Source organism: Mesorhizobium xinjiangense (genome assembly GCF_009749525.1).
Lineage (GTDB): Bacteria > Pseudomonadota > Alphaproteobacteria > Rhizobiales > Rhizobiaceae > Mangrovimarina > Mangrovimarina xinjiangensis.
Genome location: NZ_WOAC01000009.1, coordinates 112355 through 136109, shown reverse-complemented (window position 1 = coordinate 136109; position 23755 = coordinate 112355). Strand labels below are relative to the sequence as shown.

The 23755-nt window shown below is 64.5% G+C and carries 18 protein-coding genes; 13 read left to right on the top strand and 5 right to left on the bottom strand.

Annotated elements, in window-relative coordinates; all coding sequences use genetic code 11:
• Window positions 1-199: 199 nt before the first annotated feature.
• Window positions 200-613 (top strand): hypothetical protein, encoded by a 414-nt coding sequence (locus GM909_RS11670; protein ID WP_157016559.1) that lies wholly within the window; start codon window positions 200-202, stop codon window positions 611-613.
• A gap of 12 nt (window positions 614-625) precedes the next feature.
• On the opposite strand, the gene GM909_RS11665 is transcribed toward GM909_RS11670, so the two are convergent.
• A complete protein-coding gene (locus GM909_RS11665) occupies window positions 626-1282 on the bottom strand; it encodes a GntR family transcriptional regulator (RefSeq protein ID WP_157016558.1) in 657 nt (218 codons plus the stop codon).
• A 108-nt stretch (window positions 1283-1390) separates the two neighbouring features.
• On the opposite strand from GM909_RS11665, the gene GM909_RS11660 reads away from it, so the two are divergent.
• The 10 genes from GM909_RS11660 (at window position 1391) to pyc (ending at window position 14705) form a co-directional block, all read left to right on the top strand.
• Entirely contained in the window at window positions 1391-2284 is an 894-nt protein-coding gene (locus GM909_RS11660) for a dihydrodipicolinate synthase family protein (RefSeq protein WP_157016557.1), read from the top strand.
• 10 nt (window positions 2285-2294) lie between these two features.
• A complete protein-coding gene (locus tag GM909_RS11655; protein ID WP_157016556.1) occupies window positions 2295-3551 on the top strand; it encodes an NAD(P)/FAD-dependent oxidoreductase in 1257 nt (418 codons plus the stop codon).
• A 21-nt stretch (window positions 3552-3572) separates the two neighbouring features.
• Window positions 3573-4574, top strand: a complete 1002-nt coding sequence (locus tag GM909_RS11650) for a 4-hydroxyproline epimerase (protein WP_157016555.1) — start codon at window positions 3573-3575, stop codon at window positions 4572-4574.
• A 325-nt stretch (window positions 4575-4899) separates the two neighbouring features.
• Window positions 4900-5829: an ABC transporter permease subunit gene (locus GM909_RS11645; RefSeq protein ID WP_157016554.1), complete on the top strand. Its 930-nt coding sequence runs from the start codon at window positions 4900-4902 to the stop codon at window positions 5827-5829.
• Complete coding sequence (livM, locus tag GM909_RS11640; protein WP_157016553.1) at window positions 5829-7208, top strand: high-affinity branched-chain amino acid ABC transporter permease LivM; 1380 nt, start codon at window positions 5829-5831, stop codon at window positions 7206-7208. The genes GM909_RS11645 and livM overlap by 1 nt, the downstream gene beginning before the upstream one ends.
• A 14-nt stretch (window positions 7209-7222) precedes the next feature.
• Window positions 7223-8635 carry an ATP-binding cassette domain-containing protein gene (locus tag GM909_RS11635; RefSeq protein ID WP_235911853.1) on the top strand — a complete coding sequence of 471 codons (1413 nt, stop codon included), beginning with the start codon at window positions 7223-7225 and terminating at the stop codon, window positions 8633-8635.
• Entirely contained in the window at window positions 8632-9366 is a 735-nt protein-coding gene (locus GM909_RS11630; protein WP_157016551.1) for an ABC transporter ATP-binding protein, read from the top strand. Before GM909_RS11635 ends, GM909_RS11630 begins: the two co-directional genes overlap by 4 nt.
• Before the next feature lie 108 nt (window positions 9367-9474).
• On the top strand, window positions 9475-9831 hold the full coding sequence (locus GM909_RS11625) for a DUF6867 family protein (protein WP_157016550.1): 357 nt from the start codon (window positions 9475-9477) through the stop codon (window positions 9829-9831).
• Between the two features lie 173 nt (window positions 9832-10004).
• The gene (locus GM909_RS11620) at window positions 10005-11102 is read left to right on the top strand and encodes a branched-chain amino acid ABC transporter substrate-binding protein (protein ID WP_157016549.1); all 1098 of its coding nucleotides are present in this window, start codon (window positions 10005-10007) and stop codon (window positions 11100-11102) included.
• Between the two features lie 144 nt (window positions 11103-11246).
• On the top strand, window positions 11247-14705 hold the full coding sequence (pyc, locus tag GM909_RS11615) for a pyruvate carboxylase (protein ID WP_157016548.1): 3459 nt from the start codon (window positions 11247-11249) through the stop codon (window positions 14703-14705).
• A 67-nt stretch (window positions 14706-14772) separates the two neighbouring features.
• Here the strand turns inward: pyc and GM909_RS11610 are convergent, their stop codons facing one another.
• Entirely contained in the window at window positions 14773-15726 is a 954-nt protein-coding gene (locus GM909_RS11610; RefSeq protein ID WP_157016547.1) for an SH3 domain-containing protein, read from the bottom strand.
• 365 nt (window positions 15727-16091) lie between these two features.
• On the opposite strand from GM909_RS11610, the gene GM909_RS11605 reads away from it, so the two are divergent.
• Window positions 16092-17282, top strand: a complete 1191-nt coding sequence (locus GM909_RS11605; protein ID WP_157016546.1) for an MFS transporter — start codon at window positions 16092-16094, stop codon at window positions 17280-17282.
• On the opposite strand, the gene GM909_RS11600 is transcribed toward GM909_RS11605, so the two are convergent.
• Entirely contained in the window at window positions 17267-18154 is an 888-nt protein-coding gene (locus GM909_RS11600) for a LysR family transcriptional regulator (RefSeq protein WP_157016545.1), read from the bottom strand. The genes GM909_RS11605 and GM909_RS11600 overlap by 16 nt on opposite strands.
• 97 nt (window positions 18155-18251) lie before the next feature.
• On the opposite strand from GM909_RS11600, the gene GM909_RS11595 reads away from it, so the two are divergent.
• Window positions 18252-19208, top strand: a complete 957-nt coding sequence (locus tag GM909_RS11595) for an NmrA family NAD(P)-binding protein (protein ID WP_157016544.1) — start codon at window positions 18252-18254, stop codon at window positions 19206-19208.
• A 9-nt stretch (window positions 19209-19217) separates the two neighbouring features.
• On the opposite strand, the gene GM909_RS11590 is transcribed toward GM909_RS11595, so the two are convergent.
• Together GM909_RS11590 and GM909_RS11585 are read right to left on the bottom strand one after the other, a co-directional pair.
• Window positions 19218-22370: an efflux RND transporter permease subunit gene (locus GM909_RS11590; RefSeq protein ID WP_157016543.1), complete on the bottom strand. Its 3153-nt coding sequence runs from the start codon at window positions 22368-22370 to the stop codon at window positions 19218-19220.
• Window positions 22371-22394: 24 nt separating this feature from the next.
• Window positions 22395-23528 (bottom strand): efflux RND transporter periplasmic adaptor subunit, encoded by a 1134-nt coding sequence (locus GM909_RS11585; protein ID WP_157016542.1) that lies wholly within the window; start codon window positions 23526-23528, stop codon window positions 22395-22397.
• Window positions 23529-23755 lie beyond the last annotated feature (227 nt).

The window sequence follows — 23755 nt, the reverse complement described above, 5'->3', positions numbered from 1 at the left end:
TTGTGGCGGGCCAGGCACGACGGTGCCAACGCCCGGTTGAAAGGAGCGGGGCGATGCGATGTTTCGCTGCGACTCAGAAACGTGATGGAACAGGCGCGCATGAAGGCGCTTTTGAAAGATGCGAGCCTTGGCGGCGTGGCTTGCGCATTGCTCACGCGGATAAGCCGTTCCTGAACGAGGGCGGCAGGAGGAAATGTCGATGATGCGCACCTCCCTTATTGCCTTTTCGGCCATCGTCTTGCCGGTCTCGGCCTATTCGGTTCCGATCGTCTGGGATGCGGTGGAGACGCGAGACAGCGTTCGCGCGGCCGGCCCGTCGACCGGGCAAGCCGGCCAACCGGTGCCGCAGATCGTGTCGTGCGGCGAGCGCGACGCCATTGCCAGCGAACTCGACATGCAGTTCCACGAGGTTCCGACCGCACTCGGCGTTCTGGACGAGACCACGATCATGGAGCTGTTCGTTTCGGCAAGCGGCAGCTGGACCTTGATGTCGACGGATACGACCGGCCAGAGCTGTATCATGGCCGTCGGGGAAGGCTTCGAAAGCAATCTGCCGCTCCACGAGGCGGCGGGGTTGAACCCGCCCGGAGGCAGGCACGAGAAGTCCTCGTGAGGCGGTGGGGCCTCAGCGCCTGATCGCCTTTTCCGCATTTGAGCGCAGGAGAGCCATCAGACGCTTGGCCTGCTTGCCCGCGTCGTCGGCGTCGCCGTCCAGAATGGCCCGGATCACCTTCACATGATGCTCGGCGGCATCGGCCAGTCCGCTGTCGCTCTGGTAGCGAAACCAGAAGCGCCGGCTGTGCGTCTGCAGGGGTGCCGCCAGACGCGCGGCGAAGGGATTGTCGGCGGCCACCCCCATCGCCTCGTCGAGGGCCTTGTCGGCTTCCAGAAAGGCGATGACATTGCCGCTGATGACGGCGCGCTGCATCGACATCGCCGCGTCCTTGAACCGGATCGACAATTCCGGCGTGGCATAGCGTGCGGCGGACCGCGCGAGAACTTCCTCGACCCCGCGCCGCGCGTCGATGACCCTTATCCAGTCGCCGGCGGCGAGCGGCGCGATCGCCAGCCCGGCCCGCGGGCGCACCTCGACCAGGCCGTCCCAGGCCAGCCGCTGCACGGCCTCGCGCACCGGAGTGCGGCCAAGGTCGAGCTGTTCGATCAGCGCGCCCTCCGTCGTTACGCTGCCAGGCGGCAGCTCCAATGTCACGATCATGCGTTCGAGCGCCCGATAGGCCTTGGCGGCGGCTGGTTCGTTGTGGCGCGGCGGCGCAATCGTCATTGCTGAGCTCCGATTTGATATATTTCTCATATATCATCAGGAATCATCGATTGACAGAGAGCCGCCCGGATTGATATATCAATAATATATCAGAGGAGCGTAACAATTATGTGGTCAGGCGTCATTCCGGCAGTCACGACGAAATTCACCGAGGACGATCGCCTCGATCATGCGGAGATGGAGCGCTGTTTCGCGCTGCAGCTGGAAGCGGGGTGCGACGGCCTGATCGTCGCCGGATCGCTCGGCGAAGGGCCGATGCTGTCGCAGGACGAGAAGATCGAGGTGCTGAAAACGGCGCGCAGGGTCGCGGCCGGCAAGCCCGTCCTGCTGACGGTCAATGAAGCGGGCACCCGCGAAGCATGCGCGATGGCGAAACAGGCCGCCGCCGCCGGCGCCGACGGGCTGATGATCGTGCCGAGCCCGATCTATCACACCAATGCCGATGAGACGGTCGACGCGCTGTCGGCCGTCGCGGCCGCCGGCGACCTGCCGGTGATGATCTATTCGAACCGCGTCGCCTACCGGGTCGACGTCACGGTGCCGATCATGGAGCGGCTGGCGGCCGACGAACGCTTCGTGGCGATCAAGGAATCCTCCGACGATATCCGCCGCTCGACCGAGATCATCAACGCGCTCGGAGAGCGCTACGACCTCTTCACCGGTGTCGACAACCTCGCCTTCGAGGCGCTGTCGGTCGGTGCGGTCGGCTGGGTCGCCGGGCTGGTCACGGCATTTCCGCGCGAGACCGTGGCGATCTACCAGCTGATGAAGCAGGGGCGGCGCGAGGAAGCCCTGGCCATTTATCGCTGGTTCCGGCCGCTGCTCGATCTCGACGTCTCGACCTATCTGGTGCAGAACATCAAGCTTGCGGAAGTGTTGGCGATCGGCTCCAACGATCGCGTACGCATGCCGCGCCAGCCGCTTGCCGGCGAGCGTCGTGTGGCGGCCGAGAAGATCGTGAAGGACGCGCTGGCGTGCCGGCCCGAGCTTCCCGCATTCTGAGGACCCGCCCGTGGCGAAGCCGGACAAGCCCGAAACGGATATCGTCATCGTCGGCGCCGGGATCGTCGGCATCTGTGCGGCTGCCTATCTGGCCGAGACCGGGCGCCGCGTCACGGTGATCGACCGCACCGGCGTGTGCGAGGAAACCAGTTCCGGCAATGCCGCCGCACTCGCCTTTTCCGACGTGCTGCCGCTGGTGCAAAAGGGCATGCTGGCGCAGGTGCCGAAATGGCTGATGGATCCGCTTGGGCCGTTGTCCATTCCGCCTGCCTACATGCCGCAACTGCTGCCCTGGCTCGTGCGCTTCTGGCGGGCCGGTTTCGCCGACCGCTACGAGGGTGGACTGGCCGCCCAAGGCGCGTTGATGGGGCTGGCCGAGGCGGAGTGGATGGCGCTCTTGGAACGATCGGGCACCCGGCATATGCTCAACGAGCACGGCGCGCTCGAGCTTTATGACAGCGAGGCCGGCTTTCGCAATGCACTGCCAGGCTGGCAGGCGAAAGAACGCATGGGCTTCGCATTCGAGCACATCGATAAGGCCCGGCTGGCCGACTATCAGCCCGGCCTGTCGGATCATTTTGCGCGCGGCAGGTATGTTGCGGGATGGAAGAACGTTTCGGACCCGAAACTCCTCGGCAAGGCGCTGTGGCGCCATGCCGAATCCAAGGGCGCGGATTTCGTTTCCGGCGAGGTGGTGCTGGCGCGGCCGGCCCATGATCGGATCGCCGTTCAGCTTCGGCATGGGGTCACGCTCTTGGCGCAGAAGCTGGTGATCGCCGCCGGCGCCTGGTCGCATCGCATCGCGCGGGGCTTTGGCGACCGCGTGCCGCTGGAAACCGAACGCGGCTACAATACGACCCTGCCGGCGGACGCCTTCGACGTCAGGATGCAGCTCATCTTTTCCGAACATGGCTTCGTGGTGACGCCGCTGTCGACCGGGTTGCGCGTCGGCGGGGCGGTCGAGCTCGCCGGACTGAAGCGGCCGCCCAACTTCGCCCGCTCAAGAGCGATGCTGGAAAAGACGAAGCGCTTCCTGCCGGGGCTGAAGACGCAAGGCGGGCGCGAATGGATGGGCTACCGCCCCTCCCTGCCGGATTCCCTGCCCGTCATAGCTCGGGCAAAAGACGCCCCGCACGTCGTCTATGCCTTCGGCCACGGCCATCTGGGCCTCACGCAGGCCGCCGGCACGGGGCGGATCGTGCGCGACCTGGTGGTTGGCGACACACCGGCTATCGACATTTCGCCCTTCAGGGCCGATCGTTTCTGAAAAGGCTCGGGTACAAGCAGCATGGCGCGGCATTCCTTCCACTGCATCGACGGACACACATGCGGCAATCCCGTGCGCCTCGTCGCCGGCGGGGGACCGCTGCTCGACGGCGCCACGATGATGGAGCGGCGGGCGCATTTCCTGGCCGAGTACGACTGGATCCGCACCGGGCTGATGTTCGAGCCGCGCGGTCACGACATGATGTCGGGTTCGATCCTCTATCCGCCGACGCGCGCCGATTGCGACATCGCGATCCTGTTCATCGAGACCTCGGGCTGCCTGCCGATGTGCGGCCATGGGACGATAGGGACCGTGACCTTCGCCGTCGAGCACAGGCTGGTGCGCCCGAAGACGCCCGGCGTCCTGAGGCTCGACACGCCGGCCGGCCCAGTTATCGCCGAGTACCGTCAGGAGGGTGAGCATGTCGAAGAGGTGCGCATCACCAATGTGCCCTCCTTCCTGCATTCCCAAGCGCTCGCGGTGGACTGCCCGGCGCTCGGGCCGCTCAAGGTCGATGTCGCCTATGGCGGCAATTTCTACGCCATCGTCGATCCGCAGGAGAACTACCGCGACATGGCCGACCATTCGGCGTCCGAGCTGATTGCCTGGAGCCCGGTGCTGCGTCAGAGGCTGAACGAGGCCTACCGCTTCGAGCACCCGGAGAACCCGTCGATCGCCGGCCTTTCCCATATCCTGTGGACCGGGGCGCCTACGGTCGAAGGCGCGCATGGCCGCAACGCGGTCTTTTACGGCGACAAGGCGCTCGACCGCTCGCCCTGCGGCACCGGCACCTCGGCGCGCATGGCGCAGCTTGCCGCCAGGGGTGTCCTGGAGCCGGGCGACTGCTTCGTCCATCAATCGATCATCGGTTCGCTCTTTCACGGCAAGGTCGAAAAAGAAGTCGGCGTCGGCGATCGCAGGGGCATCGTGCCATCGATCGGCGGCTGGGCGCGCGTCACCGGCTACAACACGATCTTCATCGATGATCGCGACCCGTTCGCACATGGATTTGTGGTCAAATGAAGCGGGAAAGGACGCCAAACCCGACCTGCTCGGAGCAGTCTTCCTTTGCAAGGATCCACGAACAATGAGGGGCCTGTTCGAAAATCATGCAAAATGACGACGAAATTTGCCGCCACAAGGCAAAGACATTGCAGTGGGCCAGTGATAGCTTGCGCGCTGGTCCACGGGCCCGTGGCTGCTTTGCTCAAAATTTCACGTTGCATTGTCCACAGAGGCGGCGTCGCGAAAATTTGACATTGCAATCGCGGTTCGAAGGTCTAGGACTAGGGGAAATAATCGAAGGAGTGCGCCGTCCGCGCGACATTCCCGGGGAGCAACACAGAATATGGAATATTTCATCCAGCAGCTTATAAACGGGCTGACGCTGGGATCGATCTATGGGTTGATCGCCATCGGCTACACGATGGTCTACGGCATCATCGGGATGATCAATTTCGCCCATGGCGATATCTTCATGATCGGGGCGTTCATCGCTCTTGCCGTCTTCCTCATCCTGACTTCGGTCTTCGGCTTCGCTTTTCTGCCGTTGGTCCTCCTCATCGTTCTCATCGTGGCCATGCTGTTCACCTCGGCCTGGGGCTGGACGGTCGAACGGCTGGCCTACCGCCCGTTGCGAGGGTCCTTCCGGCTGGCGCCGCTGATCACCGCCATCGGCATGTCGATCGTCCTGCAGAACTTCGTGCAGGTCACGCAGGGCGCCCGGGTCAAGCCGCTGCCGCCGCAGATCCAGGGCGGCGTGACGCTGATGGAGGGGATGAACGAGAACGGCCCCATCGTCGTTCAGCTCTCCTACATGCAGATGATCATCATTTTGTCGACGGTCGTGCTGATGGCCGGTTTCACACTGCTGATCTCGCGCACGGCGCTCGGCCGGGCCCAGCGCGCCTGCGAGCAGGACCGCAAGATGGCGGCGCTGCTTGGCGTCAATGTCGACCGCACCATCTCGCTCACCTTTGTCATGGGCGCGGCGTTGGCGGCGGTCGCCGGACTGATGTTCCTGCTGCTATATGGCGTGATCGATTTCTATATCGGCTTCCTGGCCGGCGTGAAGGCGTTCACCGCCGCCGTGCTCGGCGGTATCGGCTCACTGCCCGGCGCCATGCTCGGAGGGTTGCTGATCGGGCTGATCGAAGTCTTCTGGTCGGGCTATTTCACTGTTGAATACAAGGACGTTGCGGCATTCTCGATCCTCGCCATCGTGCTGATCTTCCTGCCGTCCGGCCTGCTCGGCAAACCGGAAGTGGAGAAAGTCTGATGGCAACGAGCACGTCTTCGCTCCCCGCGCCGGCGCGGTCGTCGTCGCTCGCCGATTCCCTGCGTGACGCCGGCACGGCGGCGCTGCTGGTCCTGGTGCTCGGCTTCTTCTTCCTCGGCGTCAGAACGGACATCGCGCCGGGCGGTCTCACGCTCACCTTCCGCTGGGGCCTGCTGATTTCGGCTGTCGCCGTCGTCTTTGCCGGGCGGCTCGCGCTCAATCTTTTCGTCTTCAAGGCCAAGCAGCCGGTGACGGGGCGTATGGCCGGGATCCTCGAAGGCACCGACCTGTCCGGCCTCGGCAAATGGTTGTCGCGTATCCTGCTCGCCTTCGCGATCGTCTTGCCCTTCTTCTTCACCGTGTTCTTTCCGGACAGGGACCGCCAGTATATCGACCTCGCCATCCTCATCATGACCTACATCATGTTGGGCTGGGGGCTGAACATCGTCGTCGGGCTCGCCGGTCTGCTCGATCTCGGCTATGTCGCCTTCTATGCCGTCGGGGCCTATTCCTTCGCCCTTCTGGCGCAGAATTTCGGCTTCGGTTTCTGGATGGCGCTGCCTCTGGCTGGACTGCTGGCCGCCTTCTGGGGCGTCATTCTCGGCTTCCCGGTCTTGCGGCTGCGCGGCGACTATCTCGCCATCGTCACGCTGGCCTTCGGTGAGATCGTCCGCATCGTGCTCCTGAACTGGTACCAGTTCACCGGCGGGCCGGACGGCATCTCCGGCATTCCGCGCCCCACCCTCCTGGGGCTGGAATTTTCACGCGGCGACGACGGTTTTGCGGCATTCTTCGGCCTGCAATACGATTCCATCCACCGCTACATCTATCTCTACTACATCATCTTCATCCTCGCGATCATCACCAATGTAGTGACGATGCGGCTTCGCCGTCTGCCGATCGGACGAGCCTGGGAAGCGCTGCGCGAGGACGAGATCGCCTGCCGGTCGCTCGGCATCAATACCACCAACACCAAGCTTACCGCCTTTGCCATCGGCGCCATGTTCGGCGGTTTCGCCGGATCGTTCTTCGCCACCCGGCAGGGCTTCATCTCGCCGGAGAGCTTCACCTTCCTCGAATCGGCGATCATCCTGGCCATCGTGGTGCTCGGTGGGCTGGGTTCGCAGATCGGCGTCGTCATCGCCTCGGTCGTCATGATCGGCGGCATCGAGATGCTGCGCAATCTCGGCTTCCTGTCGCAGATCTTCGGACCGGGCTTCGATCCCACGCAGTATCGCATGCTGATCTTCGGCCTCGCCATGGTGATGATCATGGTGTGGAAGCCGCGCGGACTGATATCGACGCGCGAGCCCACCGTCGTGCTGAAGGAAAAGAAGCGCATTGGCGCCGACATGGTCGCGCAGGGTGAAGGTCACTGATGGATACGGCAGCAATGGAACAGACCACGCCGGCCGCATCTGCTGGCAATCGCTGGGATGTTGATCCCGTCCTCACGGTCGAGCATCTGACGATGCGCTTCGGCGGCCTGGTCGCCGTCAACGACCTGTCGTTCAACGTCGGGCGCGGCGACATCACCGCGCTCATTGGCCCGAACGGCGCCGGCAAGACGACGGTCTTCAACTGCGTCACCGGCTTCTACAAACCAACCGAGGGCCGCATCGTGATGCGTCACGGACCGGGCCTTCAGGCGGAAGCCGTCGATGCGGTCACGGCCAGCGGGCTGCGCTACCGGTCCATGCCGGAGGGGTCTGTCTTCCTGCTCGAGCGCATGCCGGACTTCGAGATATCGCAGATCGCCAAGGTTGCGCGTACCTTCCAGAACATTCGCCTGTTCGGCGGCATGACCGTGCTGGAAAACCTGATGGTGGCCCAGCACAACGCGCTGATGCGCGCCTCGGCCTACACGGTCGGCGGCATATTCGGCATCCCCGGTTTCAAGAATGCGGAGAAGGCGGCGATCGACAAGGCCAGATACTGGCTGGAACACGTCAATCTGATCGAGCGCGCCGACGACCCGGCGGCCGACCTGCCCTATGGCGCGCAGCGGCGTCTCGAGATTGCGCGGGCCATGTGCACCGATCCGCAGCTCCTGTGCCTCGACGAACCGGCGGCGGGACTGAACCCGCGTGAGTCCGCCGAGCTCAATCGCATCCTGCAATTCATTCGGCAGGAAGGCACCTCCATCCTCCTGATCGAGCATGACATGGGCGTGGTCATGGAGATCTCCGACCACATCATCGTCCTCGATTACGGCGTCAAGATCTCGGACGGCGCGGCCGACGAGGTCAGGACCGACCCTAAAGTGATCGCCGCCTATCTCGGCGTCGACGACGAAGCCGAAATCGACGTGCCGGAAATCAAGCAGGACGTGGAGGAGGTTGTGCATGTCGCGGCGGCGCCCGCGGCTGCCGCAACACGAAAGCCGGCGAGGAAGAAGGCAGCACCTAAGGCCAAGGCCGCGCCGAAAGCCAAGGCGGCGGCAAGGCCCGCCGACGATGCCGGGGGCCATGCCGGAACGCGGCCTGCCGGCCTGGAAGCGCCGCGCGCCGCAGGCGCCGACAATCTCACGCTCATCAAGGGCGTCGGGCCGGCCAGCGAGAAAAAGCTCAACGCGCTCGGCATCTGGCATTTCGACCAGCTTGCCGCCTGGAAGAAGAAGGAGGTCGAATGGGTCGGCGCCTATCTCGCATTTCCCGGCCGCATCGAGCGCGAGGAATGGGTGAAGCAGGCCAGGACGCTGGCCAAGGGCGGCAAGACGGCCTTTTCCAAGCGCGTCGCCAAGGGCGAGGTACCGACGAGCCGGGCATCGAAGCCGGCCGCGCGCGGTAAGGGAGGCAAGGCATGAGCGCCAACGGACAGGCCCTATTGAGCGTGCGCAAGGTCGAGACCTATTACGGCAAGATCGTTGCGCTGCGCGGCGTCGACGTCGATGTCGACCGTGGCGAGATCGTCACGCTGATCGGGGCCAACGGGGCCGGCAAGTCGACGCTGATGATGACGATTTGCGGCAATCCGCAGGCGCGCGCCGGGCAGATCATCTATGACGGACAGGACATCACCAACATGCCGACGCATGAGATCATGCGGCTCGGCATTGCACAGTCGCCCGAGGGCCGGCGCATCTTCGGCCGCATGACGGTGATGGAAAACCTGCAGATGGGCGCCAGCCTCGTTGCCGAAGAGCATTTCGACGAGGATCTGCGCCGCGTCTACGACCTGTTTCCCCGCCTGAAGGAGCGCGCCGGCCAGCGCGGCGGCACGCTTTCGGGTGGCGAGCAGCAGATGCTGGCAATTGCGCGGGCGCTCATGGGGCGACCGAAGCTGCTCCTGCTCGACGAGCCGTCGCTCGGCCTGGCGCCGCTCATCGTCAAGCAGATCTTCGAGGTCATCGCGGAACTCAACCGCAATGACGGACTGACCGTCTTCCTGGTCGAGCAGAATGCCTTCCATGCGCTGAAGCTGGCGCATCGCGGCTATGTTATGGTCAACGGCAACATCACCATGAGCGGTCCCGGGCGCGAACTGCTGAAGAAGGAAGAGGTGCGCGCGGCCTATCTGGAAGGCGGACGGCATTAGAGCAATTCCAGGAAGGCGGAGACCGGTTCTGCGTTTGGAATTGCGACAAAAGAAGAGTTGGATCGGTCATCGATACCGTGAAGCGATGAACCGATCCGGGGAGCAACGATGGAACATCAAAATTCCCTTTTGTGGGAAGTCACATTATTCGAATTTGTGCTTGTCACGGTCTTGCTTGCCGGGTCGGCGGCCTATCTGACCGGACGGGCGGCGGCGCGCAGCTGGCTGACCAATGCGCAACTGTTCGGCTATATGGTGCTCCTGGCGGCCGCGACCCGATTCATCCACTTCGCGCTGTTTGAGGGCACTCTGCTGACGCTTCACTATTATACTGTCGATCTCATCGTGCTGCTTGCTATCGGTTACGCTGGCAAGCGCTTCACGCGCGCAGCGCAGATGACAACCCAGTACGGGTTCATTTTCGGCCGCAGCGGGCCGTTTGGCTGGACGCCGCGGCAGAGTTGAATGGCGGGCCGAAACGGCGCAAGGAAGTTCGACCGAGAGCCTTTATTTCAAGCGGGAATTGGGCTTTTATGTCGAGAAGCGGGAAGGGAACACCCGCACAGAGCCGGATGGGGGAGCCGAAACACCATCAACCACCGGTTTCAACCGATCGTCAGGTGTTTAAGGGAGATATCATGAAAAAGGCACTTTTGGCTGGGGTTGCGCTCAGCTTCGCAATGTCGACGGCGGCCTATGCGGACATCCTCATTGCGACAGCCGGACCGATGACGGGTCAGTACGCGTCCTTCGGCGCGCAGATGAAGGCGGGAGCTGAACAGGCCGTGGAAGACATCAACGCGGCGGGCGGCGTCAACGGCGAAATGCTGAAGCTCGAGGTCGGCGACGATGCTTGCGACCCCAAGCAGGCGGTTGCGGTTGCCAACCAGATGGCCGGCAATGGCGTCGTCTTCATGGCGGGCCATTTCTGCTCCGGTTCCTCGATCCCGGCTTCAACGGTCTATGCCGAGGAAGGCATCGTGCAGATCTCGCCGGCCTCGACCAATCCGAAATTCACCGATGAGCGTCCCGGCCCCGGTACCTATCGCGTGTGCGGCCGTGACGACCAGCAGGGTGACGTGGCCGGCGCCTATCTGATGGAAAACTTCGGTGACAAGAAGGTCGCCTTCGTCCACGACAAGACCGCCTACGGCAAGGGTCTCGCCGACGCGACCATGGCGGCCTACGAGGCGGCTGGCGGCAAGCCGGCGCTCTACGAGGCCTACACGGCCGGCGAGAAGGACTATTCGGCGCTGGTCTCGAAGCTCAAGGCCGAAGGCGTCGGCGTGCTCTATGTCGGCGGCTACCACACCGAGGCCGGCCTGATGGCCCGCCAGATGAAGCAGCAGGGCATGGACACCGTGCTCGTCTCGGGTGACGCACTGGTCACCGACGAGTACTGGGCCATCACCGGCGACGCCGGACAGGGCACGCTGATGACCTTCTCGCCCGATCCGCGCAAGAACCCGGATGCCGCGCCGCTGGTCGAGAAGTTCCGCGCCAAGGGCATCGAGCCGGAAGGCTACGTGCTCTACACCTATGCCGCTATCCAGGCATGGGCGGACGCCGTCGAGACGGCGGGCTCGACCGACTTCGACCCGGTTATCGAGGCGCTTGATGCCGGCACGTTCAAGACCGTGCTCGGCGAGCTTTCCTTTGACGACAAGGGCGACGTGACGCTGCCCGGCTATGTCTTCTACGAGTGGAAGGACGGCAAGTACGACTACGTGAACTGATCACGCACGTCTTACGTGAACGCATCTGGCCCGGCGCGGAAACGCGCCGGGCCATTTTTGTGTCGGCAAGATGAAAACAGCCAAGTTTGCACTGCAACAATTTCGGGCTATTGATGGCGTGTCAGACCAGATGGGAGCCTGCCCTTGCCGATCACCAAGCTGCTTGTCGCCAATCGCTCCGAAATCGCCATCCGGATCTTCAGAGCGGCAAACGAACTCGGCATAAAGACCGTCGCGATCTGGGCGGAAGAAGACAAATACGCGCTGCACCGCTTCAAGGCGGATGAATCCTACCAGGTCGGCCGTGGTCCGCATCTCGACAGGGAAATGGGCCCGATCGAAAGCTATCTGTCGATCGACGAGGTGATCCGGGTGGCGAAGCTTTCGGGCGCCGACGCCATCCATCCCGGCTACGGCCTGTTGTCGGAAAGCCCGGAATTCGCCGAGGCCTGCGCGGCGAGCGGCATCACCTTCATCGGCCCCAGGCCCGAGACAATGCGCCGGCTCGGCAACAAGGTGGCCGCGCGCAACCTGGCCGTGGAGGTGGGCGTGCCGGTCGTTCCGGCGACCGAGCCGCTGCCCGACGACATGGCGGCGGTCGGCGCCATGGCCGCCGAGATCGGCTTTCCCGTCATGCTCAAGGCCTCCTGGGGCGGCGGCGGTCGCGGCATGCGGGCGATCCATTCCGCGGATGACCTGGCGCGCGAGGTCACCGAGGCCAAGCGCGAAGCCAAGGCGGCCTTCGGCAAGGACGAGGTCTATCTGGAAAAGCTCGTCGAGCGCGCCCGCCATGTCGAGGTACAGGTGCTCGGCGACACGCATGGCACTTGCGTGCATCTGTTCGAGCGCGATTGCTCCATCCAGCGGCGCAACCAGAAGGTCGTCGAGCGCGCGCCCGCACCCTATCTCGACGCCGCGCAGCGTGAAGAGCTGTGCGAGTATGCGCTGAAGATCGCGCACGAGACGGATTATGTCGGCGCGGGAACGGTCGAATTCCTGATGGATGCCGACACGGGCGCCTTCTATTTCATCGAGGTCAATCCGCGCATTCAGGTCGAGCATACGGTGACGGAGGAGGTCACCGGCATCGACATCGTCAAGGCGCAGATCCACATCCTCCAGGGCGCGGCCATCGGCACGGCCGAATCCGGCGTGCCGGCGCAGGTCGACATCAGGCTCAACGGCCATGCATTGCAGTGCCGCATCACGACCGAGGATCCCGAGCAGAACTTCATTCCCGATTACGGGCGCATCACGGCCTATCGCGGCGCCACCGGTTTCGGCATCCGGCTCGACGGCGGCACGGCCTATTCGGGCGCGGTGATCACCCGTTTCTACGATCCGCTGCTGGAAAAGGTGACGGCCTGGGCGCCGACGCCGCAGGAAGCCTGCCAGCGCATGGACCGGGCGCTGCGCGAATTCCGCATACGCGGCGTGGCGACGAACCTGACCTTTCTCGAGGCGATCATCGGGCACCCGGCATTCCGCGACAACGCCTATACGACGAAATTCATCGACACGACGCCCGAGCTCTTCACCCAGGTCAAGCGGCAGGACCGGGCAACGAAGCTCCTGAACTATCTGGCCGATGTTTCCGTCAACGGCCATCCGGAAACCCGCGACCGGCCCCGGCCGCCCAAGGAGATGGCGGCACCGGTCGTTCCCTTCATCGACGGCGAGCCGCCGGAAGGGACAAGGCAGCTTTTCGAGCAGATGGGCCCGCAAGGCTTTGCCAAATGGATGCGCGAGCAGGTCCGTGTGCTGATCACCGACACGACGATGCGCGACGCTCACCAGTCGCTGCTCGCCACCCGCATGCGCACGCACGATATCGCGCGTGTCGCCGGCACATATGCCCGGGCGCTGCCGCAGCTCTTCTCGCTCGAATGCTGGGGCGGAGCGACGTTCGACGTGGCGATGCGCTTTTTGACCGAGGACCCCTGGGAACGCCTCGATCAGATTCGCAAGGGTGCGCCCAACATCCTCACGCAGATGCTTCTGCGCGGCGCCAACGGCGTCGGCTACACGAGCTACCCCGACAATGTCGTGCAGCACTTCGTCCGCCAGGCGGCGGCCGGCGGCATCGATCTCTTCCGCGTCTTCGACAGCCTGAACTGGGTGGAGAACATGCGCGTGGCGATGGACGCCGTCATCGCCGAGGGCAAGCTGTGCGAGGCGGCGATCTGCTATACGGGCGACATTCTCGATCCGGCGCGGGCGAAATATGACCTCAAATATTACGTCGCGCTGGCCAAAGAACTCGAGGCGGCGGGCGCGCATATCATCGCCCTCAAGGACATGGCCGGGCTGTTGAAGCCATCGGCCGCCGCCGTGCTGTTCAAGGCGTTGCGCGAGGCCACCGACCTGCCGATCCATTTCCATACGCATGACACGTCGGGCGTTTCGGCGGCGACGATCCTGGCGGCGGTCGAGGCGGGGGTCGACGCCGTCGACGCGGCAATGGACGCGCTTTCGGGCAATACCTCGCAGCCCTGCCTGGGCTCGCTCGTCGAGGCGTTCAAGGGTGGGCCGCGCGACAGCGGCCTCGATCCGCAATGGATCCGCCGCATATCCTTCTACTGGGAGGCGGTGCGCAACCAGTATGCCGCCTTCGAAAGCGACCTCAAGGGACCGGCCTCGGAGGTCTATCTGCACGAAATGCCCGGCGGACAGTTCACCAATCTCAAGGAGCAGGCGCGCTCGCTGGGGCTGGAGAGCCGCTGGCACGAGGTCGCGCAGGCCTATCACGACGTCAACATGATGTTCGGCGATATCGTCAAGGTCACGCCGTCCTCCAAGGTCGTCGGCGACATGGCGCTGATGATGGTGAGCCAGGACCTGACCGTGGCCGATGTCGAGAACCCGAAAAAGGACATCGCCTTTCCCGAATCGGTTGTAGCCATGCTGCGCGGCGACCTTGGCCAACCGCCTTGCGGCTGGCCGAAGGTGTTGCAGAAGAAGGCGCTGAAGGGCGAAAAGCCGACCACGGCGCGCCCGGGCGCGCTGTTGCCGCCGGCCGATCTCGAGGCGTCGCGCAAGGAGGTCGAGGGGAAGCTGGGGCGCACGCTCTCCGAGTTCGAATTCTCGTCCTGGCTGATGTATCCGAAAGTCTACTCGGATTTCGCCGCCGTGCAGGAGGAATACGGTCCGGTCTCCACGCTGCCGACGCCCGTCTATTTCTACGGCATGAAGCCGACCGACGAGATCTTCGTCGATATCGAAAAGGGCAAGACGCTCGTCATCCGCTGCCTGGCGATCGGCGAGACGGACGACAAGGGCATGGTCACGGTCTTTTTCGAGCTCAACGGACAGCCGCGCCGCGTCAAGGTGCCCGACCGCGTTCATGGGTCTTCCGCCGCCCAACTCCGGCGCAAGGCCGAGGCCGGCAATGCGGCGCATGTCGGCGCGCCGATGCCGGGCGTCGTCTCGACGATTGCGGCGGCCGCGGGCAGCGCAGTGAAAGCGGGCGACGTTCTGTTGTCGATCGAGGCGATGAAGATGGAAACGGCGCTGCACGCCGAGCGCGACGGCACGATCACCGAGGTTCTGGTGAAAGCTGGCGACCAGATCGACGCCAAGGACCTGCTGGTGGTGTTTGCCTGAGCCGGCGCACGCTCCTGCGTCCGCGCTGTGCGTCAGAGCATGACGGGCCCGTTCCGTAGCCGGCCGGTCAGTCGGTTTCGGTCGCCTTGTCTTCGTGGCGGATGAAGGACTTGTAGATGAAGCCGCGCTTGTCCTCATAGGCCACGGCGCACCAGTTGCAGTCGCTCTCGGCCTCGACGTCGGCATTGGCCGGAACCACCATAAGGATCTCGGCCTCGTCAGCCGGCCCGGCCCGCATGTTGACCCAGCGTGTCACGGTGGCCGGTGAGAGCCCGGCCGCCGGGATCGAGGCGGTTTGCGCGGTGTCGATTTCGCTGGACGCCATTTCCAGCTTCTCCTCGAGGGCAGCGGCTTCGGCTTCGGTTTCGGCGATCTCGACCACGGGCTCCTGTTCGTCACGCGAGGAATAGGCGATGACGCCGCTGTCGGCATGCGGTTCGTCCTGGCTCCCGGTCAGGCTGCGCAACGCGCTGAGCGCGGTCTTTTCCTGCGCAGTGGGTGCGGCCGCATCATATGTCTTCGCAAGGGCGCGCAGCTTTTCCGGCGCAAGCTCTTGATTTGGGAGTTGTTCATCGCTCCAGCGAGGGTCGGCCGCGCCGAGCGGCGAGAGCTCTTCGCCAGCGTTGCGGGGCGACCCGCGTTCCTGCCGATTCTCGGACTGCCCCACATTCAAATTGTCGGCTTGGCCCACATTCAGATCGTCGGGTTTCCCCACGTTCTGATTGTCGGGGTCCCCCTCCATGCGCTGGCTGACGAGGATCACCGGTTGAGCGGCCGGCGGCGTGGAGGTGGGGCTCGAAGCCGACGCCACCGCTTCGATCTCGCTCGTGCCGTTCCACGTCATGGCAATGACGCCTGCCGCAGCCACGGCGCACACCGTCAGCGCCAACGCCACGGCGACTGCCGGGCGGCGCAGGCCGTGCGCGGCGTTGGCGCGGGCGCGCATGCGCAATTGCGAAAGAGCCTGATGCGTGCTGCGCCCGCGAAACGGGCCGTCGTCGGGAATAGAGCGCTTGTTCATGGCAGATCTCCACGCCGCACAATGACCTGAAACCCGATCGCAACGATCTTCCGCCTCCCGTCCGCAGTGTGTCGCTGCCGAGGGGAAGGCTGGCGCAAGCGATCGTTAACGATCTGTTAGCCATATTCGTGACGAGCGAATGTGGCGCGGATAGGTCAGACGGCCATATGTGATCGACAAGACAGGGGTCGTGGCCCAAGAATTTTCATTGTCTTGCCCTTGATAAGCCCTTCATACGGTCCAACCTGCACGCTTGATGCTGAGATTCGGCGCGCGACCCTCAACCTGCAGATCGATCATCTCGCCTTCGGGCCATTTCGACGAGGAGGCGGTGTGCGAATTTTCCGCAGGAACAGGCAACGGCCATGAGACCGAACAATACGAGCGCGAACCAATCGAGGGCGCAGGCGCGCAAGGGGCGCTGGGCCGTGGCGGCGATGTTTCTGGCCAACGGTTTCATGATCGGCAGTTGGGCGCCGCAGATCCCGGTGCTTCTCGAACGGTTCGATATCGGCGAAACGACGCTGGGCCTCCTCATCCTTGCTTTCGGAACCGGGGCGCTGCTTGCCATGCCGTGGAGCGGGGTGCTGATGGCCCGCCTCGGCTCGGCCGCAGTGCTGCGGGCCTTCGCGCTGGCGGCATCGTTCGGGTTGTTGATCGTTGCGCTGGCGCCCAATGTCTGGTTGGCGCTGCCGGCATTGCTTTATATGGGCGGATCGATCGGCGCGATGGACGTGGCGATGAATTCCAACGCGGTGGCCGCAGAGCGCAAGCTCGGCCGCGCGATCATGTCGTCCTCGCACGGTTTCTGGAGCCTCGGCGGTTTTGCCGGCGGCGCGCTTGGCGGCGTGGCGATCCAGGCCTTCGGACATGTCGCGCATGCGGCGTGCGTCACGCTTGTCGTCCTGGCCGTCGTGGTTGCGGCGATGCGGCATGTCGTGACGGACGACCGGCCGGTTGCGGCCGGGCGCGCCGGCTTCAGGCTGCCGGCCAATCCGGCCGTCTACCTGATCGGCCTCATGGCGCTGATGTCCATGGTGCCGGAAGGGGCGATCCTCGACTGGGCGGCGCTGCATCTGCAAAAGGCGCTCGGCGCCGATATCGCGACGGCGGGCTTCGCCTTTGCCGCATTCTCGGCGACCATGGCGCTGATGCGTTTTTGCGGCGATACGGTGCGCGACCGGCTGGGGGCGGTGACAACGCTGCGCCTGTCGGGCCTCGTGGCCGCTTCCGGCATGCTGGTCGGCGGGCTGGCGACGAACCCTTACCTTGCCATCGCCGCCTTCGCCTTTTGCGGCCTCGGCATCGCCAACATGGTGCCGATTGCCTTTTCGGCGGCCGGCAACCAGCAGGGCATGTCGTCGAGCACCGGCATGAGCGTCGTCACCACGATGGGCTATTGCGGCATCCTGGTCGCGCCGTCGGCCATCGGATTTATCGGCGAGCGAACCGGCTTCGGGCCGGTTTTCGTGGGCCTGTCCGTACTGCTGGTCGTCGTGTGTCTCATGGCCAGCCTGGCGCGCTCGGCCGAATTTGCACCTCAGCCGGCCGAATAGCGCTTCAGTTCGTCGAAGAGAAAGTCGCGCACCAGGCGCACGCGCGGACTGGTGCGCAGGTCGCGATGCATGGCAAGCCATACGGGCAGACGCGGCAGCGGCAAGCCGGGCAGCACCACCTCGACCTGCGGTGTCCGGGCGACGAGCGAGCTTTGCGCGAAACCGATGCCGTTGCCGGCCTTGATCGCCTGCCAGACGACGATCTGGTTGTCGGTTCTGAAGCGGAATGCGTGACGGTCGATGACAACGCCGAGCCGTGCGAATTCGTCGATGATCTCGGTGCCGCGGTCAAAGCCGATCAGGTCGTGATCGAGCAGATCTTCCGGCGCCGAGGGGCGACCGCGCCGATCCAGATAGGCCGTGGCCGCGCAGGCCGTCAGCGGCAGATCGGCTATCTTGCGCACCACGAGATCGAGCTGGGTCGGCTCCGTCATTCGGATGGCGATGTCGGCGTCGCGGCGTAGCAGATTGTCGACCTGATTGGAGGCGACGATTTCGAATTCGATCTCCGGTTCCATCTCCGCGAACCGCGCCAGCATGTCCGGCAGCACATGAGCCGCGACCACTTCGCTGGCGGTAATGCGCACCGTGCCGGCGACATTCGCCGCAGCACCCTGGGCAAGCCGAACGAAGGCGTCGGCATGGCCGCCGACCTGCCGCGCGCGCTCGAGCAGAACGGCGCCCTGATCTGTCAGCGCGTAGCCGCCCCGGCCGCGGCGAAACAGGGTTGCGCCCAGCGCCCGCTCAAGTTCGGCGATGTGACGTCCGAGCGTCGGCTGGCTGGCCGAGAGCCGGCGCGCGGCCCCGGAAAGGCTGCCTGCCTCTGCGACAGCCAGGAAGCTGCGGATAAGGTTCCAGTCGAGATCGCTCATAGCTCTATTCAACAGTGAATATCTAGAAAGCACAATCGTCGAATATAAATTCATGTTCAAATGACCCATCTTGCAGCCGTCAGCAAGGAGCAGAAACATGAATACAGCAATCGTTCTGGGCGCAGCGGGACGGGTCGGTGATGCGGCCGCGCGCGCCTTTATCAAACGCGGATGGCGGGTCAAGGGCGCGGCGCGCGGCGCCAAGGCGGCAACGCTCGCGCCCGGGGTCGAGGCCGTGCAGGTCGATGCCTTCGACCGCATCGGCCTGATCAAGGCTTGCGAAGGCGCCGACGTCATCGTCAATGCGCTCAATCCGCAATACACCGAGTGGCGTGAAACGGTGCTGCCGATGGCCGAGAATGTCGCGGCCGCGGCGCAAGCCACCGGGGCAACACACATGCTGCCGGGCAATGTCTACAATTTCGGTCATGCGGTTCATCCCGGCATGAAGGAGGACGCCCCGCAGGTCGCCTCGACCGAGAAGGCCGAGATCCGCATCGCGATGGAAAACCTCTTTGCCGAGCAGGCCGAGAAGGCCGGCGTGCAGACGCTCATCCTGCGCGCCGGCGATTTCTACGGCGGCACCCGGCCGCAAGCCTGGCTCGACCTCGTCATCCTGTCGAAGCTGGACAAGGACGTTCTCGTCTGGCCGGGACCGATGGACCTGCCGCACGCCTTCGCCTATCTGCCCGATCTCGGCGAGGCCTTCGCGCTGCTGGCGGAACGGCGCGCCGAGTGTGCGGACTTCGACAGCTATCATTTCGCCGGACACACATTGACCGGCGAGGAGATGAAGCGCGCTGTCGAACAGGCGGTCGGCCGTCCGCTGGCGAAGCGCGGCGTCTCCTGGCCGTTTTGGAGAACGGCGGGCCTTTTCGTGCCGATGATGCGCGAGATCGCCATCATGTCCTATCTGTGGCGCATAGGCCATTCGCTCGACGGGACGAAGCTCGCCAACCTGCTGGGAACAGTACCCGAAACCGACCCGGTCGAGGCACTGTGCCAGGCGATTTCCGATCTGAAGCTCGACGGAGCGTATCGGGTGGCGGCGTGAGCTATTGAGCTATTCGGCCGCCTTCCGCAGGCCGGCCGCATCAGTCTTTGCGGCCGTCCGGTCTTCGTCCTTTCCGCGCTTGCGGCGGAAGCGGCGCAGAAAGGCGTAGAGCCTGGACTCGTTGCTGCGCGTGACGATCATCAGCAGTGACGGCGTGACGACCAGCGTCAGGATGGTCGAGAAGGCAAGGCCGAAGACGATGGCGCTCGACAGCGCGATCCACCATTGGGTGGAGGGCGCACCGATCGTCATCTCATGGTTCAAAAGCTCGAGATTGAAGCCGAAGGCGATCGGCAGAACGCCCAGTATCGCCGTCACGGCCGTCAGGACCACCGGCCGGGCACGCTCGCGGCAGGTCTGGAGAACCGCGTCGAGCTTGTCCCAGCCCTCGCGGCGCAGCCTGTCATAGGTGTCGATCAGCACGATATTGTTGTTCACCACGACGCCGGCCAGCGCAATGACGCCGATGCCGGTCATGACGATGCCGAAGGGCTGGCCCATGATCAGGAGGCCGAGCAGCACGCCGATGGTCGACATGACGACGGCCATGAGCACCAGGCCGACGGAGATGAACTTGTTGAGCAGCGCCAGCAGGACGACGAAGATGAGGAAGATCGCGGCGCCGAAGGCCTTCGACAGGAAGTCGCTCGCCGCCTGCTGTTCCTCGTCCTCGCCGGCGAGCTTCCAGCGCACGCCCTGGCCGGCGAGGTCCATCTCCTCGAGATTGGCCACGACCTGTTGGCGCACAGGGTCGGCCTGCACGCCTTCGCGAATGCCCGCCTGCACCGTCACGGTGCGCACGCCGTCGATGCGGGTCAGCGTGCCGGTGCTCTGCGCCGGCCTGCGCGACACGAAGGTGGAGATCGGAACCGAGCCTTCGGGGGTTTCCACCCTGAGCTGGTCGAGCGTGGCCAGCGTTCGCCGGTCCTCGGGCAGGCGCAGGCGGATCTCCACGGCGTCGTCGACGCCGGCGGGACGGTATTCGGACAGCTTCAGGCCGTTGGTGACGAGTTGCACCACTGTGCCCACCGATCCAGGGCCGATGCCGAACCGGGCGGCCATGGAGCGGTTGACTTCGAGCTCCCAGTCGATGCCGGGCGGCGGCAGGCCGTTGGAAATGTCGATCACGTCGGGGACCGTGCGCAGCATGGCCGCAGTCTCGCGCGCCACCTGGTCGAGCCCTTCGGGCTCGCTGGCCGACAGCCTGATCTGGATCGCCTTGCCGGTCGGCGGTCCGGCATCGGGTACCGAAACCTCGATGTCGGCGCCCGGTATGCCGGTCATGGCTGCGCGCAGATCGTCGAGGATCTCGCTGGCCGGCTTGCGTTCGCGCCAGTCGACGAACTCGTACTGGATGACCCCGATCACGTCCTCGTCGACCTCGAAGCCGCCGCCGCGCGTCTGGCCGACACGGGTATAGATCGTCTCGATGCCGGGCCATCCGAGCATGCGCCGCTCGGCCGCGCTGACGAGAATGTCCTGTTCCTCGAGCGAGAGATTGCCGCGGGCATGCACGTAGAGCAGCCCGTATTCGGGTTCGACGCTGGGGAAGAATTCCACGCCCTTGCCGTATGTGCCGTAGGCGTATGGCACGGCGACCAGTGCGGCGATGGTGGCGAAGGTGACGATGAAGGGATGGCGCACGGCCCGATGGACAAAGCGCATGTACCAGCCGTCACGCTGCTGTTCCTCGACCATCGGGCGGGCAAACAGGGCGCCGAGCGCCGGCACGAAGATGAGCGCGTAGATGAGCGAGGAGGACAGCGTGACGATCAGGGTGATCGGCATGTACTTCATGAACTCGCCGACGACGCCCGGCCAGAACAGAAGCGGCGAGAAGGCGGCGACACGCGTTGCCGTGGCCGCCACCACCGGGCCGGCCATGCGTCGCGCGGCAAGCGCGAAGGCTTCCGTCTTGGGCATGCCCTCGGTCATGCGGCGCTCGGCGAATTCGGTGACGATGATGGCGTCGTCGACCAGCATGCCGACAGCCAGTATGAGCGAGAACAGAACGACGATGTTGACCGTGTAGCCGGCGAGCGCCAGCCACATGATGCCCATCAGGAAGGAGGCTGGAATGGCCAGGCCGATGAGCAGTGAGGCGCGGCCCGAAAGGGCATAGAGGATGACGATGAAGACCAGGATGACGGCGGTCAGGACGGAGTTTTCCAGATCGCCGAGAAGCTGGCGGATCATAGTCGACTTGTCCTGGCTGTAGGAGATCGTCGCCCCCTCCGGCAGGAGCTCCTGGTACTCCGCGGCGACCGCCTTCACCGCGTCGACCGTTTCGACGAGATTTGCGCCGGTGCGCTTGGAAACCTCGATGGCGATCGCCGGCTGGCCGTCGACACGCGTAATCGTCTCGGCGTCCTTGAAGGTGGAGCGGATGGTGGCGAGATCGCGCGCCCGCACGACGGCATTGTTCTGGGCGACGATCGGCAGGTTGGCTATATCCTCCGCGGTCTCGATCAGCGCAGGCACCTTGACGGCGTATTTTCCCTCGCTGCCCTCCATCGCTCCCGCAGCAACCAGCGCATTGTTGGCGTGCACGGCGGTGACAAGCTCACCGAGCTGCAGCCCGTAGGAGGACAGTTTCATCGGGTCGATGACGACCTCGACCAGATCCTCGCGCGCCCCCTGAAGGGCGCCGTCCAGAACACTCGGGATTTCCTCGATGCGGTCACGAAGCTCGCGCGCGGCACGCGTCAGCGTGCGTTCGGGCACATCGCCTGCAAGCGTCACGACGAGGATCGGGAACTCCGACAGGTTGACCTCGTTGACGGACGGTTCGTCAACGTCTTCCGGCAGATCCTGCTCGGCGTCGGCGACCTTGTTGCGCACGTCCTCCAGCGCCCGGTCGAGATCCGATCCGGCCTGGAATTCGACGATGACGTTGCCGCCGCCCTGATAGGCCGTCGAGCGCATCTCCTTGATGCCGCTGATCGATTTCAGCCGGGTCTCGACGGGCCGCAGAAGCAGGCGCTCCGAATCCTCGGGCGAAATGCCCTGATAGGTGAGGCTCACATAGATGATCGGAATCTGGATGTCCGGCTCGGCTTCCTTCGGGATGGACTGATAAGCCATCGTGCCCGCGATCAGGAAGAACAGCAGGATCGAGATCGTCAGCCGGACGTTGCGTATGGCGTAGTCGACAATGCCCATCTCAGCCAGCGCCCATCCTTCGTGTTACCGGGCCGCAACATCGCCGACCAGCCGGCGAATGACGCTTTCATTGGCCTCGACGGTCGCGACCTTGTCGCCTTCGGACACCAGCTCCTGCCCGGAGACGATGATGCGTGCATCCTCGGGGATGCCGGCCAGCACCAGGGCCTCCGGCGTGTCCTCGACAATATCGATCGGAATGAAGTTGACCGTATCGTCCGGCGTGGCGATGCGGATGCCCAGTTCGCCACGTTCCGACAGGGTGACGACCGAGCGCGGCAGCTTGACGGCGCGCACCTTTTCAGCCTGCAGGACGATCTCGGCGGTCATGCCGGCCGGTATGGCGCGGTCCGGGTTGGGAACGGCAACCTCGATGCGAAAGGTGCGCGTCTGCGGCGAGGCGTCACGGCTCAAATAGCGCAGCGCGCCGCTGACCCGCTGGCCGTTGACCAGCCGCACCTCGGCGCTGGCGCCGGGCTCCAGTTGCGACAGGTCTTGCTCGCTCACTTCGCCGACGGCGAGAACCGGATCAAGGCTGAGGATCGTCGCGACTTCCGCACCCTGCTGGATGGCGCTGCCCTCCTCCACGTCGACCTGGTCGACAATGCCGTCGAACGGCGCGCGGATCTCGCTTCGCGCCAGCTCGGCCTTGGCCGTTTCGAGCTGCGAGCGGGCGGCGGTAAGCGCGGCGCGGGCGCTTTCGCCCTGCAGCTTCGCCATATTGCCGCTCTTGAGCAGCTTTTGGGCGGCGTCATATTCGGATTCACGCTGGGCGACCAAAGCCTCGGCCATTGCAACGGCCGCCGGCCTTTCCTCGGCGTCGAGGGCGAGGATCAGATCGCCCTTTTTCACAAGGCTGCCCTCGCTGACCGGGATGGTGTCGATGATGCCGCCGCTGCGCGCGGCAAGGCTGGAGCGCTTGTTGGCTTCGGTCACGCCCGAAATGCGGATGGTGCGCGCATGGTCGATGTGTTGCGGCGCAACGACAGCGACAGTGCGCAGCGGCGTGGCCGGCGGCTCGGACGTGCTGGCGGCCGGATCTTCCTCGCCGACGGCGACGGCGCTGCCGACAGAGGAGAACTGACCGGTCACGACCCATGCCGCCGCTACGGCCAAGACGACGAAAGCCGCCAATCTGTGAAAGGGTATTTTCGGCATTCCGATCACCCGGTCTCCGGTTCTTGCGGCAGGGCCTTCCGACTTCCACAACGCATTCCGATATGGGTGGCCGGCACAATCCATTCAACGCCAGGGTGACAATTACCGCAGGCGGGCGCAGTTCTAGACGATAGTGCCGACTTGAAACAGCCAGAAATATTCATGGTTTGATTGATCCTGACAAATGGTTGACAACAGGATTACTGTTTTCACAAGCGCAGCCCGAA